Source organism: Enterococcus hulanensis (assembly GCF_005405485.1).
Taxonomy (GTDB): domain Bacteria; phylum Bacillota; class Bacilli; order Lactobacillales; family Enterococcaceae; genus Enterococcus_A; species Enterococcus_A hulanensis.
Genome location: NZ_BJED01000002.1, coordinates 229,886 through 246,028, shown reverse-complemented (window position 1 = coordinate 246,028; position 16,143 = coordinate 229,886). Strand labels below are relative to the sequence as shown.

Annotated in this window: 16 protein-coding genes; 2 read left to right on the top strand and 14 right to left on the bottom strand. The window is 45.2% G+C overall.

Annotated features, from left to right (window positions below):
* Positions 1–33: 33 nt before the first annotated feature.
* The 9 genes from FFR60_RS03775 to FFR60_RS03735 form a co-directional block, all read right to left on the bottom strand.
* Positions 34–507: a GyrI-like domain-containing protein gene (locus FFR60_RS03775; RefSeq protein WP_137663085.1), complete on the bottom strand. Its 474-nt coding sequence runs from the start codon at positions 505–507 to the stop codon at positions 34–36.
* Positions 508–596: 89 nt separating this feature from the next.
* Positions 597–806: a hypothetical protein gene (locus FFR60_RS03770; RefSeq protein ID WP_137663084.1), complete on the bottom strand. Its 210-nt coding sequence runs from the start codon at positions 804–806 to the stop codon at positions 597–599.
* Positions 807–917: 111 nt separating this feature from the next.
* Positions 918–1,307: a prenylated flavin chaperone LpdD gene (gene lpdD / locus FFR60_RS03765; protein ID WP_137663083.1), complete on the bottom strand. Its 390-nt coding sequence runs from the start codon at positions 1,305–1,307 to the stop codon at positions 918–920.
* Positions 1,300–1,869 (bottom strand): UbiX family flavin prenyltransferase, encoded by a 570-nt coding sequence (locus tag FFR60_RS03760; protein WP_088935208.1) that lies wholly within the window; start codon positions 1,867–1,869, stop codon positions 1,300–1,302. The genes lpdD and FFR60_RS03760 overlap by 8 nt, the downstream gene beginning before the upstream one ends.
* Positions 1,870–1,878: 9 nt before the next feature.
* Positions 1,879–3,342 carry a UbiD family decarboxylase gene (locus tag FFR60_RS03755; RefSeq protein WP_137663082.1) on the bottom strand — a complete coding sequence of 488 codons (1,464 nt, stop codon included), beginning with the start codon at positions 3,340–3,342 and terminating at the stop codon, positions 1,879–1,881.
* 92 nt (positions 3,343–3,434) lie between these two features.
* Positions 3,435–4,310 carry a LysR family transcriptional regulator gene (locus FFR60_RS03750; RefSeq protein ID WP_137663081.1) on the bottom strand — a complete coding sequence of 292 codons (876 nt, stop codon included), beginning with the start codon at positions 4,308–4,310 and terminating at the stop codon, positions 3,435–3,437.
* Between the two features lie 67 nt (positions 4,311–4,377).
* On the bottom strand, positions 4,378–4,950 hold the full coding sequence (locus FFR60_RS03745; protein ID WP_137663080.1) for an NUDIX hydrolase: 573 nt from the start codon (positions 4,948–4,950) through the stop codon (positions 4,378–4,380).
* A gap of 109 nt (positions 4,951–5,059) precedes the next feature.
* A complete protein-coding gene (locus tag FFR60_RS03740; RefSeq protein WP_137663079.1) occupies positions 5,060–5,755 on the bottom strand; it encodes a response regulator in 696 nt (231 codons plus the stop codon).
* Positions 5,756–5,800: 45 nt separating this feature from the next.
* Positions 5,801–7,249: a sensor histidine kinase gene (locus tag FFR60_RS03735; protein ID WP_137663078.1), complete on the bottom strand. Its 1,449-nt coding sequence runs from the start codon at positions 7,247–7,249 to the stop codon at positions 5,801–5,803.
* 193 nt (positions 7,250–7,442) lie between these two features.
* On the opposite strand from FFR60_RS03735, the gene FFR60_RS03730 reads away from it, so the two are divergent.
* Entirely contained in the window at positions 7,443–9,749 is a 2,307-nt protein-coding gene (locus FFR60_RS03730; RefSeq protein ID WP_137663077.1) for an HAD-IC family P-type ATPase, read from the top strand.
* 49 nt (positions 9,750–9,798) lie between these two features.
* On the opposite strand, the gene FFR60_RS03725 is transcribed toward FFR60_RS03730, so the two are convergent.
* The 4 genes from FFR60_RS03725 to FFR60_RS03710 all read right to left on the bottom strand — a co-directional run bounded on the left by FFR60_RS03725 (position 9,799) and on the right by FFR60_RS03710 (position 14,062).
* Positions 9,799–10,650 carry an AraC family transcriptional regulator gene (locus FFR60_RS03725; protein ID WP_137663076.1) on the bottom strand — a complete coding sequence of 284 codons (852 nt, stop codon included), beginning with the start codon at positions 10,648–10,650 and terminating at the stop codon, positions 9,799–9,801.
* 73 nt (positions 10,651–10,723) lie between these two features.
* Entirely contained in the window at positions 10,724–11,875 is a 1,152-nt protein-coding gene (locus FFR60_RS03720; protein ID WP_137663075.1) for a pyridoxal phosphate-dependent aminotransferase, read from the bottom strand.
* Positions 11,876–11,895: 20 nt separating this feature from the next.
* Positions 11,896–12,618, bottom strand: a complete 723-nt coding sequence (locus FFR60_RS03715) for an amino acid ABC transporter ATP-binding protein (protein WP_137663074.1) — start codon at positions 12,616–12,618, stop codon at positions 11,896–11,898.
* Positions 12,611–14,062: an ABC transporter substrate-binding protein/permease gene (locus tag FFR60_RS03710; RefSeq protein WP_137663073.1), complete on the bottom strand. Its 1,452-nt coding sequence runs from the start codon at positions 14,060–14,062 to the stop codon at positions 12,611–12,613. The genes FFR60_RS03715 and FFR60_RS03710 overlap by 8 nt, the downstream gene beginning before the upstream one ends.
* A 152-nt stretch (positions 14,063–14,214) precedes the next feature.
* Between FFR60_RS03710 and FFR60_RS03705 the strand changes: the two genes are divergently transcribed.
* Positions 14,215–15,294, top strand: coding sequence for an iron-containing alcohol dehydrogenase family protein (locus FFR60_RS03705; RefSeq protein ID WP_137663072.1), 1,080 nt, complete (start codon positions 14,215–14,217; stop codon positions 15,292–15,294).
* Positions 15,295–15,484: 190 nt separating this feature from the next.
* On the opposite strand, the gene FFR60_RS03700 is transcribed toward FFR60_RS03705, so the two are convergent.
* Positions 15,485–16,129, bottom strand: coding sequence for a DUF4097 family beta strand repeat-containing protein (locus FFR60_RS03700; protein WP_137663071.1), 645 nt, complete (start codon positions 16,127–16,129; stop codon positions 15,485–15,487).
* Between the last annotated feature and the right edge of the window lie 14 nt (positions 16,130–16,143).

Sequence of the window (16,143 nt, the reverse complement as noted above, 5' to 3'; positions counted from 1 at the left end):
AAAGCCCACAAAAAAAACACTCCCTCGAGTGTTCTAAGCCTTAATCGGAACCCAGATCTCAATGATCGAGTCGGCTCGATTCCAATGAAATTGGGCTCCGTATTTCTCAAAGTGCAAAAAATCCCGCTGTGCGAGGGTCAGTCCCAGCTTCGGAATAAGCACTTGATAAATTTCTTCATATGCCGCATAGATTTGGTCCATTGCCCCTTGATGTGCCACCACCAAATATTTCCCCGCAGGTATCTCCTTTACCAGAAAATCCGCCGGCAGACTCGCAGGGCGCGGGATCGCGCAATAGTAATACAGCCGCCCTTCACGTCGCTCCATAAAAGCAAACTTTGTCCAGCTGCCCTTTTGTTGACTCAGGCGATGATTTTTCAGCTGGTGATTGAAGGCTGGCCAAAATGCTATGCAGCGTTCAAGATTCTTGCTTTTTTGCCTCGTCAATTCCTGCTCTATACCGATCACGGAAAAATCCGGCAATTCTTTCAGTTCGTAGTTCATCATCTGCTGATTATCCTTTGTCGTTTTCAACCATTTTAACTGAAAGCTTAAACAAATGACATCCGTCAGATCAAAAATAGATCAAAAATTACTTAACTAGCCCGCTGCCACTTTTTCTCAATGCTGGAATCCGCCGTTTTACGCCGCTCCAGCTTGATGGCAGTCGCTAAGATTTGTTCTTTTCGTTGGGCTTCAAATTCGTTGATGCGTTCCCAGTAGCGTGCTTGAGCTTGGACCTTTTGCTTTCTTCTAACGCTCATAAACATAGCGATCATCAGGATCAATAGAATAAGGATCATCATTTTCAGCACCTCCTATGCCCTTATTCTATTGCCCTTCCGAAAAAACAATTAGGACATATGTCACATTTCTGCAAAAAAACTGCCCAGCATCCGCTAGACAGTTCGTTTTGCTTATTTATAAAGCGGTTCTTTCGCTAATGTGTGCTTTAAAAGCCAAAGCTTGAGTGCTTCCGCAAGTTCTGCGGTCATGGAAAACGCTGCTTCGATCTGTTCTTTGGAGATATGATCCACATGCACACCGGCCGTGATGACACAGTTGCCCGGTAATTCAGCCGCGATCTGTTTTAGCAGCAGTTCCGCCAAGACATCATCTTTATGAAAACGCCCATCATGACTGGGAAAGCGTTGGACGTGCTTTTCCGTCTCACTTGAAAAGGTAGTCACCGTACCAATATGAGGTGTGTCTCCGCCGAAAAGGCACAGGAACAAATCGTTGCCGATCCATTCAGCCCGCAACGTGATCGCATAGTCGGCTTGCTTACTAGTAAAGGTTTTACTCATGCTCTTTCCACCGTCCCGAGACGTGGTTTTCGATCCCTAAAGCATCCATCAATTTCATCGACTGATGGGCTACGATATCGTCGATCGTCTTTGGCTGGCTGTAAAATGCTGGGACCGGCGGAATGATTTGGACGCCCAACCGCGCTAGTTTAGTTAGATTCTCTAAATGAATCGCGTTCAGCGGCGTCTCCCGCGGAACTAAAATCAGTTTTCTTTGTTCCTTCAAGGTCACATCCGCTGCTCGAGAGATCAGGCTGTCGCCAAACCCCATCGAAATACCGGCGACTGTTTTCATGCTTGCCGGTACAATCACCATGCCATCCGTTAAAAACGACCCGCTGGCCACTGCCGCACCTAGATCACGGTTGCTGTAATGATAATCCAGCATTCCCTCCAGCTCCTGCAAGCTCAGATCTGATTCCAGCTTCAAATTTTGTTTCGCCCAATCACTGATGATCCCATGGGTTTCGATCGTGGGATCGTCCTTCAGGCGCTTGATCAGATCGATGGCGTAAATAATCCCCGATGCTCCGCTGATTCCAATAACGATACGCTTTTTCATCTGCTTCACCTACTTCAAATATTTTTCCCAATCCGCCACTTCTTTGAATTCTGCCCGAATAAAATCATCCTTCAAATCAAAAGGAACCGTGCCGTCTAAGATCGTTTTGCTGCTCATGCCGCGGAAGCGAATCGAGGTTGGATTATATTCCGGCCGTTCGGACGGGTCCAATGGATGATTCCGCATGCCCGGCAGCACAATAATGTCCTGATCACCTTGGAAACGGGTATTCAAGGTCCACATCACATCATTCATATCAAAAATATCGACATCATCATCTACTAAGATAACGGTCTTTAATTCCTTAAAGGCTGACAGGGCCAAAATCGCCGCTTGACGCTGAATCCCTTCATCTGCTTCCGTTTCCTTGTGAATCTGTAAAATCGACATTAACTTCCCGCCGCCTGCTGGTGGATTGTAAACGTTGGTGACTTTTCCGGGAATCGCCTTGTCGACTAAATCTAAAATGCTGGCCTCAGTCGGAATCCCCGCCATCGACACATGTTCTTCGGAAGGACCGATCGTTGTCTGCATGATCGGACGGTCTTTGCGATGGGTGATCGCTTTGACCTTCACCACATTGACTGCCGGATTCGCATCGCCGTTGTATCCGGGAAATTCCGGCATCGCTTTACCAGTGTTGGTGTTGATATCCTCTTGGATCGTTTGATGGGGTAAAATCTCGGCTTCAATAATAAATTCCGAGCGGGCGATCCCGACTTCATCGACTGCCACGCCGTCGACTAATTGAACAGGTTCTTGACGCAAAGCACCCGCCACCCATAATTCGTTATAGCCAAGCGGTGTGGTAGGCGGCTCAAAGGTCGTTCCGATGGAAATCGCCGGGTCCAGCCCGATATTGATCGTGATCGGCATTGGCTGATTCAACGCTTCGTATTGTTTTTGGAAATGGCCGATATGGCGACCGCCGGGCATGATATACATGCCGATCGTGTCTTCGTCTTCTAAGACCATCCGGTGAATCGTCACATCACTCATGGTTTTATTAGGATCAGAGCCATAAACTACACCCATCGTGATGTATGGTCCGGCATCATATTCTGTATTCGTTGGTGCCGCTAGAATTTTGCGAATATCAAAGCCTTCATCGCTCGCCAAATGAACGACTTCCTGCGCCGGAGCCTCAGCCTTTGAAACTTTCACCGGCTTGACTGGATTTTGCACTGAATCCTTCAATAATCGGCCTAAATGCTTCGGATCATGGTGCAGGATTTTCCCCACGCGGTCACGACTAGCGATAATTCCGATCAATACGCGTGTATCAGGAAAGCCTTTGACGTTGTTAAACATCATGGCAGGTCCTTCTTTGGTCGGCCGTTGAACCGTTCCGCCTGCTCCGATATAGCGGTAAACACCGGATAATTCCGCATGGGGATCGACTGCCACATCCGTTTCATGGTATTCTCCCGGCATTTCCTTTAATTCAGCTAAAACTTTTCGCAAATCATACATAAAAAAAGCCTCCTTGTATTGTTGTCATGTTCATAAGCTAAGCTTAGGCTCATCCATGACGCAATACAATTCGGCTTTCATACGATACTATTCTAGTTTGGAATATTAGCTTGTAAAAATTTGAAGAATTCCTTCGGCGCAGGCGCATCGGCGGCTTCCGATAGATAAAAATTCAAAAAGCTTTCTTTAGTCGGCTCAATGCCACGAACGACTAATTCCTTAGACAACGAGCTGCCTAACGACTTTTCCATGATCAGCGAGACGCCTAAACCTTCCTCGACCATGCGTAAAATCAAGTCGATCCGCGTTCCCTGATAGTCAATTTTAGGAACAAAGCCGGCTTCGCGGCAAAGCTCCTCCACGGAATAATACGGACTGGAGGGCAAGCCCAATAGCAAAAAGTTTTCCTCCGCCAGTTCTGCAAGCGGGATCGTTGCCTTTGCCGCTAACGGATGACTCTTCGGCACGACCGCTACAAAGCGATCCTTTTCAGTATTAATAGCATTTTTCCCCGCCTGCTCCTTTAATGAGCGGAAGAAATAGACCGTATTCTTTTCAATTTCAAAGTCCCCCAGCGCCATCGCTTCGGATTCCTTTAAATTCAGATGAATCTCGGGATGCTGCTTCAAAAAGATCGTTAATAGATCAAAGCCCAAATAATTCGGCATCGTCGGGATCGTATGAACGGTCAGCACCCGCTCTTTCTTCTCACGATATTCGGTTAAGGTATCCGCCAAGCTCTGATAATCTCGGACAATTCTTCTGATATTCGGCAATAGCAGCTGGCCTTCCTCTGTCAGTCGAATCTGACGATTGCTGCGGTCAAAGAGCGGTACCTGCAGCTCTTTTTCCAGTGCGCTGATTTTCTTCGAAACATTTCCCTGCGTCATATAGTTCCGCTCGGCCGTTTCTGTATAGTTCAAGGTTTCCGTCAAATCAAGAAACAGCTGCAATTTCTGCTGATCCATCGTCTCACTCCCATGCATGCTTTTATATTCCATTTAGGAATAGTATATCGTAAAATGAATGAACCTGCTAAGGCTGCTTTTTCAGCAACAGTGCCTTTTCGATCATTTTATGATAATACGGGCGCATTTCTTCTTCTGCAACGGCCTGGTCAATAGCCGTAACATCGATCCATTTCACATCACTGTTCTCGTCTTCCTTAACCTGCAGCGCCTGATCTTCCGGCGCCATAAAAAGATAGGTCGTATTAATATGATAATGCTCCTTAATAAACTGCCCTTTTTTGTAATGATCATGGACTGGTAAAATATCAAAGGCAAACAAGCCCTCATGCAGTAATCGATATTCCTTGAGTCCTGTCTCCTCTTCCAATTCCTTTTTAACGACCTGTAAAAGATCGCCGCAGCCATCCGCATGACCGCCCGTCCAAGAATAGGATTGATAAATATTATGGTAAACCATCAACACCTTGTCATACGTCGGATTAACGACCCAAGCCGATGAAGAAAAGTGATAGTCTGTGTTTTCTCGCGTCAGTAAATGCTCTTGAAATTGCAGCTTGTCTAAAAACAGCTTTTTATCCGCCGCTTCTTCTTTGGTAAATGGAACGTATGCCTTGATTTCCTCAATGATTTCTTTCATCCTTGTCCCTCCCTCTTGTTTATCGCAACATTGGTAAGCATGTCGATTATAGCAAATTAACGTCGCGACGATAACAAAAAAACTTGGCTCATTGAACCAAGTCGCGTATTTATGGTACGAATCGATACCCGGCGCCCCACACGGTTTGGATATGAGTCGGCTCTGAAGGATTCTCTTCGATTTTTTCTCGCAGACGATTGATGTGGACCGCTACCGTGCGAATCTCTCCGATGGATTCCATTCCCCAGATTGTTTCATAGAGCTCCTCTTTGCTGAAAACATGCTGGATATTCTCCATCAAAAACAGCAGCAGCTCAAATTCCTTATGCTTCATTGCCACTTCTTTTCCTCCCACAAAGACCTTCATTGCTTGCGGCTGGATCACGATGTCGCCTGTGCCGATTGTGTGTTCCTTGGGCGCGGCCGCCTCCTGCTTGTTTAAACGTTCAAACTGCGCAAGGTTGGCCCGGACGCGAGCGACTAATTCTGTCGGCGAAAACGGCTTGCTGATGTAGTCATCCGCGCCAAGTCCCAGACCGCGTAATTTATCGAGCTCCTCATTTTTAGCGGTTACTAAGAGGATCGGCACCAAAAGTTCGCTGCGAATTTTCTTTAGAACCTCGATCCCATCCATTCCCGGCAGCATCACATCCAGCAAAATCAAATCATATTCTTTGGTCAAAGCCGCGGCCAAGCCGGCGGTCCCATCATGAACGATGGTGCTTTCAAAGCCGTTGATCGTTAAAAAGTCCTGCACAATATCCGCAATCGCCTCATCGTCTTCAATGATCAAAATATTCTTCATGGCTGCTATTCCCCTCAAATCCTTTTTTACTATTTATATTCGGACTTATTCTTTTAGTGCAATCGGCAAATGAATCCTTATTTGCAGACCGCCGCTTGATGACGTCCGCGCTTCGATCGTTCCCGCCTGACTTTCAACTACCCGCCGAGCGATCGCCAGACCTAATCCGCTGCCTTTTCCCGGCTGTGTTCGAGCTTGATCTCCCCGATAGAAAACATCAAACAGCTTTTCCTGCTGCGCTTCAGGCACACCCGGACCGTTGTCGCTAAAGGTGATAACCACCTGTTCTGATTGCTCATATTGTTCGATCAACAGCTGATTGTCTGTCGGCGCGCCATATTTTAAGGTGTTTTCAACAATATTGATGATCACATTACGCAGCTGTTCAGGATCGATTTCGACCTGCGTTTGAAACGAATGGACACCCAACAGAATGATCAAGCCGCGTTCCTGATATTCATCCGTAATCCCCGCAATCAATTCAGCCAAGTATTTACCGATATTGACGGTTTGAATCCGTAAAGCGAAATCTCCCAGATCAATCTTGGAAAAAAGAAACAGCTGATCGACTAAATGAGTCAGTTCATCTGTTTTTTTCGTGAGGGTTTGTAAATACTTATTCCGCATCGCAGGCGTCGTTGCGACACCCTTTTCCAGCCCTTCCACATATGCCTTAACAGCAGTCAACGGGGTTCGCAGATCGTGAGAAATGCCCGCGATCAGTTCTTTGCGATTCTCGTCATTCTTTTCTTGTTCGTTCACCAGCGTTTCCAGACGTTCGGCCATCTCATTAAGACTGTTGACGACCGGGCGGAATTCATCTTCGCTTTGATATTCTGTCCGCCAGCCTAGGTTGCCGTCGCGAATCTGCTGGACACCGCTTAATAAGGCATTCAAGCCTTCATTGATCGGGCGAAAAATAAAGCGCGCTAAAATGTAATTCGTCATGATCACAAAAAGAATCACACAAAGAATTGTTATTAATGCGACAAAGAGAATCGTGTGTTTACTATCCAAGATCTTTTCTTCCAGATTCATATGATAATTCTGATTAATCAGTAAAATCCGAAACCGACCAACATTAAAGCGATTCAGCAGCACCTTATTGACCACGAGGGTGTACTGCTCGGGATTTTTCAGCATGCTCCGTACGATTTCATCCTCTTGATAAGTCCCTTCTCGCTGAAGCAGCGTTTGATTTTCGTCATAAAGCAGGGCACTGATATCCTCACTGGGAAAATTTTCGGCTAGCTGACTGATTTTTTTCTCCAACTGAGCTTCCGTGATTTTATCGGCTTCAAACTGCTCCTGCAGCTCTTCGATGTGTTCATATTCCTTGGCGTAAATTTCATTTTCCTGCCATTGATTCAAAAAATCACTGCCAAAGGTCTCGGAAAAAATGAAAAACAGTCCGGCCAAAACGATGCCGGTCAAAACGATCGGCATAACAATCATCAATATATTCGAAAAATAAAGCCGCTGGCGAATCGTCACCTGCTGTCACCTCGTCTGTTCTTTTTACATTGCTATCCTCTTATTTAACACGAAGACTTCCCATTTTCGTAAAAATAAAACAAGTATTAATAAATAGTTTATAAATTGTTTATCCTTTCCGACTAGTTTATTTGCTTTTCTTTTTTATCATAGGACTTATCGATAAACTTAACTGCTTTGGAGGAATTTATTTATGCAATTATTTACCGGCTTAACCGAAAAACAGGTCAAGGAGCGGATCGCCGCTGGACAAACCAATGACTACCGGATGAACCCGGCGAAATCCACCGGCACGATCATTCGTGAAAACACCTTGACGCTGTTCAACCTGCTGAATTTTCTTTTAGCGGCTTGTTTATTCGCAGTGAAAGCCTACAGCAACATGTTTTTTATCTCAATCATCATCCTGAATATCATTATCGGGATCGTTCAAGAGCTTCGCGCCAAGAAAATGGTCGACCGTTTGACCCTCTTGGCTCAAAACGACATCACCGTTATCCGAGACGGAAAGAAACAAGCCATCGCCCCCGATCAACTGGTCTTAGGAGATTATGTCCTGTTAAAGGCTGGCGAACAGATTCCCAGCGATATGCGGGTCCTAGATGGTTTAGCCGAGGTCAATGAATCCCTGCTGACGGGTGAATCCGATACAATCGTCAAAAAAGCGGAGTCCGAAATTCTATCGGGCAGTTATTTAACCAGCGGACAGTTGCTGGCAGAAGTGCAGCACGTCGGAGCAGAGAATTACGCCGCCAAAATCATCAATGAAACCAAAGCGGCCAAACCTATCAAATCAGAGCTGATCCAGTCGATCCAAAAAATCTCGAAATTTACCAGTTTCATTATACTGCCTATCGGAATCTTGCTTTTCATCGAAGCCTTCTTCCTGCGGGACAGCTCGACTTATACGGCGGTCGTGGCTTCTGTCGCGGCTCTTTTAGGTATGCTGCCGAAGGGCTTAGTCTTACTGATCAGCATCGCCTTGACCACCGGCGTCTTAAAGCTGGCCAAAAAGCAAGTGCTCGTACAAAACATGTACGCCATCGAAAATTTGGCTCATATGGACGTTCTTTGTTTGGATAAGACCGGAACATTGACCGAGGGGAACATGCAGGTAGAAAACCTCTATCTTTTAGACGAAACATATCGCAGCACCCTTCCTACTCTGATGACCAGCTATTTAGCGGCCACCGAGGACAGCAATCCCACCGCACAGGCCTTGAATCATTATTTTGGAGAAGGCGCACAGGTTCCGGCAAAACAAGTCCTTCCCTTCTCCTCCGAACGAAAATACGGCGCAGTGACCCTCGAGAGCAACATTACCTTGTACTTAGGCTCACCAGAGAATCTTTTGTCGGCCGAGGAAATTCCCGCGATCATTCAGCACTATCAAGAAGCCGGTCTGCGCATTCTTTTGATCGCTTTATCATCGAGCGGGATCTCAGACCAGCCGACTGGTCTATCGCCGATTGCTTTTCTGACCTTGAGTGATCCGATTCGAGCAAACGCCAAAGACACCTTGAACTTTTTAACCGAACAAGGTGTCGAGTTGAAAATTATTTCAGGGGATAACCCTAAGACTGTATCAGCGATCGCTGAAAAAGCCGGCTTTGTCGATTACCAAAAGGCGATTGATCTTTCAAACTATTCAAATGAAGCAGAGATTCGCGAACTCGCTCACAGCCACTCGATTTTCGGTCGCGTGACTCCCCAGCAGAAAAAATTGCTGATCCACGAATTGAAATCACAGGAGCAGACGGTCGGGATGACAGGCGATGGTGTGAATGATATTCTCGCTTTGCGGGAAGCCGACATTTCCATCGCCATGGCTGAAGGCGACGATGCTACGCGGCAAATTGCCGACGTCGTTTTGCTGGATTCAAATTTCGGCAGTTTGCCGGCGATTATTTTTGAAGGCCGACGAGTGATTAACAATATCACCCGTTCTTCCGGTGTTTTCTTTATCAAAACCATTTATTCGCTGCTGGTCTCGCTGTTCTGTATTTTAACGGTCTCCACTTTTCCATTCATTCCGCTCCAGATCACGTTAATCGATTTGGCGATTGAAGGCTATCCTTCCTTCTTCCTATCCTTTGAAGCGGATAATCGAAAAATCCAAGGGCGCTTTTTACCGACTGCTATCAAACGAGCGCTGCCTAGTGGAATTTTAGTACTGTTCAACGTTGTCTTGGTCTGGTTGTTTGGGCAATTTTTCTTCACTGCGCTAGATTCACGGACACTGATGTATTATCTGCTGCTGGGTATCAGCTGTTTTGCGGTGATGAAATCATGCCAACCCTTTAATTCCTTGCGGCTGTTCTTGGTCAGCACGACCACCATCGGCAGCTTTGCAACGGCGGCATTGTTTCATAACTTGCTTTCCATCGGTACCATGACCTTTCCGATTTTTGGTTGTTTTGTACTTCTGATGATCGTTAATGTTTTAGTGTGGAAGCCGCTAGCCAAGCGAATCGCTAAAATGAACTTCGCTTTTCTTTAGCCTAACGACCACAAAAAAAGAAGCTGTTCGCTCTCGAACAGCTTCTTCTTTATTTCGCCCGAACCGGCAGCCAGACTTGGAACTGAGCATTTTCCGGATTAGCATCCAGATACAATTCAATATCCGGCAGCTCGTCGTATTCAAAGCCAGAGGTCGGCAGCCACTCCTGAAAGACTTGCGTCTGCAGCTCTTGGATCGCTCCCGGCATTGGTCCTGTTCCTGAGAAAATCGCCCACTTCGCAGCAGGTATCTCATATTGCTCAAAGCCTTCTGCCTTTTCTTCGCTGACGACACCGATCACATACTCCCACTTATCTTGGATTTCCGAAGTCATTAAGCTGATACCTAAGACCCCCGGATTGCTTTGATCCATGATCGGCAGCAATTTTTGCAATTCGCCGCTAGCAGCCACTTCGTTCCAAAATTCTGGAATCCGTTTTTGAGCTACCTCCATGTTCTGTTCGATTTTCAATCCAAGTCCCGTTACGTGAAAAGCTTCTTTGTCGATTAATTGATATTCCATCGCGTGTACTCCCCTTACTGTAAGTTTGAAGGTCAGCATGGGATAGCTAGTCAATTTTGCCCCTGCTTGCTTGGCTTCTTTCGGCGTGATTCCGTGGACACCCTTGAACACCCGATTAAAAGACGTGGGAGAATCATACTCATATTTCGCAGCAACATCGATGACTTTCTCGCCCCGCTGCAGATCAACTCCCGCCAGACTCATCCTGCGCCGCCGAATGTACTCACCTAACGTGACTCCCGCGATATAAGAAAACATCCGCTGATAATGATAGCTGGAGCACTGGGCCAATTGCGCCGCCTTGTCCAAATCGATCGCACCCGCTAAATTCTCCTCCACATAAGCAATACTTTTATTGAAATGATCTAACCATTCCATTCATTTTCCTCCTGTCTCTACTATAATAAGACCAGTAAAGAAATACCTCTCAGAACGTGCCGCCTTTTGCGAGCTAAAAGCTCAACTTCGCCAATCGATCAAAGGCCTCTGCTAAAACCTCCAGCGGTTGTGTGGCTGCCAGACGAATATAGTCGTCCCCCACATTTTCCCCGAAGGCTTTTCCCGGAACGAACAGCACGCCGCTTTGTTCCAGAACTTTTTCCACAAATGTCACTGAGTCGAGTCCGCTTTTACTGATATTAATAAAAGCATACATGCTGCCAGCAACTGATGGCAAGGTCAAATATGGAATTTCCGCCACTCTTTTTTCAATATAAGCCAAACGCTCCTTAAAAATCGCTACCGTCGGCGGAACCAGCTCCTCATAATGGTTCAACGCGTAAATCCCGCCGCGCTGTGATGCTGTCGGTGCGGAATAAGTAATGCTTTCGTTGATCATACCTGCGACTTGATTGATGTATGCCGGTGCGACCATGTAGCCTAAGCGCCAGCCAGTCATGGCAAAGCCCTTCGACACACCGCTGATCGTGATCGTATTTTCCGGCGCAAGCCGCGCCATCGGCACAAATTTTTCTTTAAAGGCAAAGTCTTCATAGATTTCATCGGAAATAATGAAAAGCTCATTTTCGATGGCAACTTCCGCGATTTGCTTCAAGGTCGCCTCGGAAAAAACTGCCCCTGTTGGATTATTCGGCGAATTAATGATGATCGCCTTCGTTCGATCCGTGATGGCGGCCTTTAAATCCGCCACATCTAATTGAAAGCCGTTTTCCTCATACGTCGGAACAAAAACCGATGTTCCGCCAGATAGAGTAACCTGTTCGCGATACGGTGAAAAATACGGCTCATGAATAATCACTTCATCGCCGGGATCAAGCAGCACCTGCATCACTAGATACATTCCATGCAAAGCACCAACCGTCGCCCGAACCTGATTGACTTGAAAGTTCAGATCATATTTCTTTTGGTAAAAATCAACGACGGTCTGTAGAAATTCCTTACTGCCGTCAGGTGCCGTGTAATTCGTCGCACCCTTTTTCACATCGGTATAAGCCGCTTCGATGATCGCCGGATTGGTGATCAAATCTGGATCGCCGATCGACAAATCAATAATATCTTCTTTTTCCTTTGCTAAAACAGCGATCTTCATCAGCAAATTCTCTGCCGGCTGCTGAAAGCGTCGCGCGATTTTACTTTTATCCATCCTGATTCCTCCGCCTCTTATTACAATACCTTATTCAAGAAATCCTGAGTCCGACTATTTTGCGGATGATCAAAGATTTCCTCTGGGGTACCTTCTTCTTGAATGACGCCATCCGCCATAAAGATTACACGATCCGCCACCTCTTTGGCAAAGCCCATCTCGTGAGTCACCACTACCATGGTCATGCCTTTTTTAGCCAGATCCTGCATAACGGCCAATACTTCTCCGACCATTTCCGGGTCAAGCGCTGAAGTCGGTTCGTCAAACAGCATCACATCCGGATTCATGGCCAATGCTCGCGCGATCGCCACCCGCTGCTGCTGCCCGCCGGATAAACTCGATGGATAGCTGTCAGCTTTTTCCTTCAAGCCCACCTGATCTAACAACGCCAAGGCTGCTTCTTTGGCTTTGGTTGGATCTTCTTTTTTGATTTTTACTGGTGTGATCGTCAGATTTTCCACCACACTCATATGGGGAAACAGGTTAAAGCTTTGGAACACCATCCCCATTTTTTGGCGAATCTGGTCGATATTGCTGTCAGGAGCGGTAATGTTCTGTCCTTCGAAAAAGATCTCGCCGGAGGTTGGTTCCTCCAATAAGTTCAAGCAGCGTAAAATCGTACTTTTCCCGCTCCCGGAAGGACCGATGATTACCACCACTTCCCCTTCCTTGACCGTTAGATCGATGGATTTTAAGACTTCATTATCGCCAAAACTTTTTGACAGTTGTTTTACATTAATCATTCAGACCCATTCTCCTTTCAACTAACCCTAATAGACGGGAAATACAGAAGGTCAAGACAAAGTAGATCAGCGAAACCAGCACGTATGGTAAGAACGGCTTGAAGCTGGCACCCTGCACCACACCTGTTTGGAAGATCAATTCCGACACCCCGATAACCGAAACGACAGAAGATTCCTTGATAATCGTTACGAACTCATTTCCTAATGCCGGCAAGATATTCTTGATGGCTTGCGGGAAAACGATATAACGCATCGCTTCTTTTTGGTTCATCCCTAAAGAACGAGCGGCTTCCATTTGACCCTTGTTGACGGCGTTGATCCCTGCCCGCACGATTTCTGCGACATAGGCCGCACTATTCAGCGAGACCGCGATACAACCAGCCAGTAATTTCGACAAGTCTAAACCGATCACGCCGGTTCCGAAATACACGATAAAGATTTGAACTAATAGCGGTGTTCCCCGAACATATTCGATGTAGATAACCGCCAGCGCCTTCAAAAGTTTGCTCTTGCTCAGCTTCATCAAGGCTAATAAACTACCAAAAATCAAACCAAATAAAACACCTACAAAGGCCAGCAAGATCGTATACTTCGCACCATTTAAATAGTAAGGACCATATTTTTGTAGAAATGATTGCTCGCCTTGGAACATCAATTCATTGGCTTCTTTTTGATAACCCTTCAGCAGATCCTTGTCATTAATTGTTTTGATCGAAGCGTTGACATGCTCTTTCAATTCCGGCGTGTTTTTCGACATCGCGATCGCCGTTACCTTTTCACCCTGTTCAAACTTGACTGGGGCAATTTCCACATTATCGCTTTGTTGAACATAAGCTTCGGCCACTGGCTGTTCCAATACAACTGCTTCAACTTTTTTATTCAATAGGTTATTAACTAAGTCAGGCACCTTTTGCAATGAAGTTGGTTCTGCCCCAGTCATTTCATTTTTAATCAAATCCTCTTGCGTCGTCTGCTTTTGTGCGCCGACTGCTAATCCTTTAAAATCCTCAGTCGTCTTATATTTATCCTTGTCGCCTTTGCGCACTAAGACATTTTGCTGAACAACGAAATACGGATCAGAGAAATCAACTTCCTTCAACCGTTCCTCTGTGATCGACATGCCGGAAATAACTAAATCGATCTTTCCAGTTTTCAACCCACCTAGCAGCGCATCAAAACCAAGCTCTTCAATTTTCAGCTTAACGCCCATATCTTTTGCGATTTTTTCTGCGATCGACACATCAAAACCGACGATTTTATCTTTTCCATCCACATCTGCATGGAATTCATAGGGTGCATAATCCGCCGATAAGCCGACGACCAGCTCCCCGCTTTGTTGAATCCGTTCGTAGATTGCATCCTTTTCTGCTCCTTGTGCCTTTGCCGGTAAAAAGCTTAACAGCATCAGCAAGACCGTAAGCAATGCGCCAATTTTCTTTTTCATCCATCCCGCTCCCTTTTTCCAAATAATGAATAATAATATACTTATACAAATAATTAAAGAATAAATATTCAAAAAGCAACTTGCATTTATACTACCACAACCCTTATAATAAAAAAAGAGTTATCTAAAAAAATAATGAAAGAAGTTTTCCCATGACAAAACAACTGATCGTCCGCGGCGCGCCGCAAGAATATGAACTTAAAGAACATGCTTGGGACTCTCTAGAATCCCATCTTAATAGAAGAAAAATAGAAAACGTCCTGATTCTTCATGGCGAAAAATCTTGGCAAGCAGTTAAAGCTTATTTTCCTGAGTTATCAATAACAAAAACTTTCCATTATTATGGCGGTCAATGTACTGATTCTGCCGCGGAAAATTTTGCGTCTTTATGCACTAAAGAAAAATTTGACGGCATTATTGCAGTTGGCGGCGGCAAAGTCGCCGATTTAGGCAAACTTGTCGCCTACAAAGTCCAGCTGCCCATCATCATCCTGCCAACCTTGGCAGCCACCTGCGCTGCTTATACACCACTGAGTGTGGTTTATAATGAAGCCGGCGTGATGCTGCGCTATGATATCTTTCCAAAAGCCAGCGATCTGGTTTTGATCGATCCTGAGATTATTTTACACTCGCCGCGGGAATTAATGATCGCCGGTATCGGCGACACCTTGGCAAAATGGTACGAATCCCATGCGATCATCTCCCAACTGGCTGTGAAGCCGGTCGAAGTTCAGGTTGCAGAGTTTGCCGCTCAAAAATGTCGCGAGATTCTCCTGACTCAAAGCGCAGATGCTCTAGCAGCGATGGAACAAAAACAAATTAATCAAGCCTTTATCGATGTGGTGGAAGCCAATATCTTATTAGCCGGCATGGTAGGCGGCTTCGGCGATGAATATGGTCGAACCGCTGGCGCTCATTCACTCCATGATGCCTTGACCGTCTTACCTGACAGTCATCATCAGCTTCACGGCAACAAAGTCGCTTACGGAATTTTAGTTCAATTAATGATTGAAGATAATCTAGCGGAGATCGAGCAGCTGTTGCCCTTCTATCATCAATTAGACTTACCGACCAATTTAGCTGCTATGGATTTGCATCTAACTGAAGAAGAATACCAAGCCGTTGCCGAACGCACCTGCAGCCCCGGCGAAATGATCCATCTAATGAAACAAACCATCACGCCAGAACTTGTGATACAAAAGATGAAGGCGTTAGAAGCGTTGACGCAATAAAAAATTTTTATCAAATACGAAAAAAATCAAGTTTCCAACTCAATGTTTGAATTGGAAACTTGATTTTTCTATGTTCGGAATAAGATTTTGCTTCGATTTCTCATTAACCTAAGCATGAACGATTTCAGATAAACCTAATCCGCCTATTGAATCAATTTTTTCGATAATCCGCAATTTGAATTTAAGACAATTAGAAAATTGACAGTGCGCCTTTAGGACATATTAAATCTAACTGATTCTCTCCCTTACCAAATTTGTTTCTGCCTAGTTCATTATCGATCTCATTAGAGAAAGTTTTCAATTTAAGATTAGTTGGTTTGACTTTAAAGGATACATCAATGTCTCCAGTTCCAGTCTTAATTGTCGTTTTTTTACTTCCGATACTAGTGATCTTTTGTATATAGATATCTCCACTGTTGCTCATGATAGACAGATTCCTAAGCGGTAGTTCTTTTAACTGAATCTCACCAGACTGGGTCTCAACGTTTAAATTTTTCAAATATAAGACTGGTAACATAATCTTCATTTTTCTATTATTTTTAAAACTGAACCCGCCAAAAAAATCGCCTTCAGATTTTTTTTGTTCCACTTTTAAAGTACTATCTTTCATCGTTGCAGTAGCTGCATTATTTTTCCCTAATCCATCCGCAACCACCTCAATGTTTGTTCCATTCGATTGAACGAGTTGGACATCCCATTCCTTCGTATTAATATCTATTTGTTCTATTTTCTGGATCGGAAATTCTTCACTCGTTTCTTTCCGAAATGAATTATCCCAGATAATGTACCCTGCTAATAATAAAACTATTCCACCGATTAAATAAATTTTTTTCATATCTGCCTCTCCTT

Bases quoted from the DNA above. Each gene is read 5' to 3' on its own strand.
- FFR60_RS03775 (WP_137663085.1), bottom strand. From the start codon at position 507: ATGATGAACTACGAACTGAAAGAATTGCCGGATTTTTCCGTGATCGGT.
- FFR60_RS03770 (WP_137663084.1), bottom strand. From the start codon at position 806: ATGATGATCCTTATTCTATTGATCCTGATGATCGCTATGTTTATGAGC.
- lpdD (WP_137663083.1), bottom strand. From the start codon at position 1,307: ATGAGTAAAACCTTTACTAGTAAGCAAGCCGACTATGCGATCACGTTG.
- FFR60_RS03760 (WP_088935208.1), bottom strand. From the start codon at position 1,869: ATGAAAAAGCGTATCGTTATTGGAATCAGCGGAGCATCGGGGATTATT.
- FFR60_RS03755 (WP_137663082.1), bottom strand. From the start codon at position 3,342: ATGTATGATTTGCGAAAAGTTTTAGCTGAATTAAAGGAAATGCCGGGA.
- FFR60_RS03750 (WP_137663081.1), bottom strand. From the start codon at position 4,310: ATGGATCAGCAGAAATTGCAGCTGTTTCTTGATTTGACGGAAACCTTG.
- FFR60_RS03745 (WP_137663080.1), bottom strand. From the start codon at position 4,950: ATGAAAGAAATCATTGAGGAAATCAAGGCATACGTTCCATTTACCAAA.
- FFR60_RS03740 (WP_137663079.1), bottom strand. From the start codon at position 5,755: ATGAAGAATATTTTGATCATTGAAGACGATGAGGCGATTGCGGATATT.
- FFR60_RS03730 (WP_137663077.1), top strand. From the start codon at position 7,443: ATGCAATTATTTACCGGCTTAACCGAAAAACAGGTCAAGGAGCGGATC.
- FFR60_RS03725 (WP_137663076.1), bottom strand. From the start codon at position 10,650: ATGGAATGGTTAGATCATTTCAATAAAAGTATTGCTTATGTGGAGGAG.
- FFR60_RS03720 (WP_137663075.1), bottom strand. From the start codon at position 11,875: ATGGATAAAAGTAAAATCGCGCGACGCTTTCAGCAGCCGGCAGAGAAT.
- FFR60_RS03715 (WP_137663074.1), bottom strand. From the start codon at position 12,618: ATGATTAATGTAAAACAACTGTCAAAAAGTTTTGGCGATAATGAAGTC.
- FFR60_RS03710 (WP_137663073.1), bottom strand. From the start codon at position 14,062: ATGAAAAAGAAAATTGGCGCATTGCTTACGGTCTTGCTGATGCTGTTA.
- FFR60_RS03705 (WP_137663072.1), top strand. From the start codon at position 14,215: ATGACAAAACAACTGATCGTCCGCGGCGCGCCGCAAGAATATGAACTT.
- FFR60_RS03700 (WP_137663071.1), bottom strand. From the start codon at position 16,129: ATGAAAAAAATTTATTTAATCGGTGGAATAGTTTTATTATTAGCAGGG.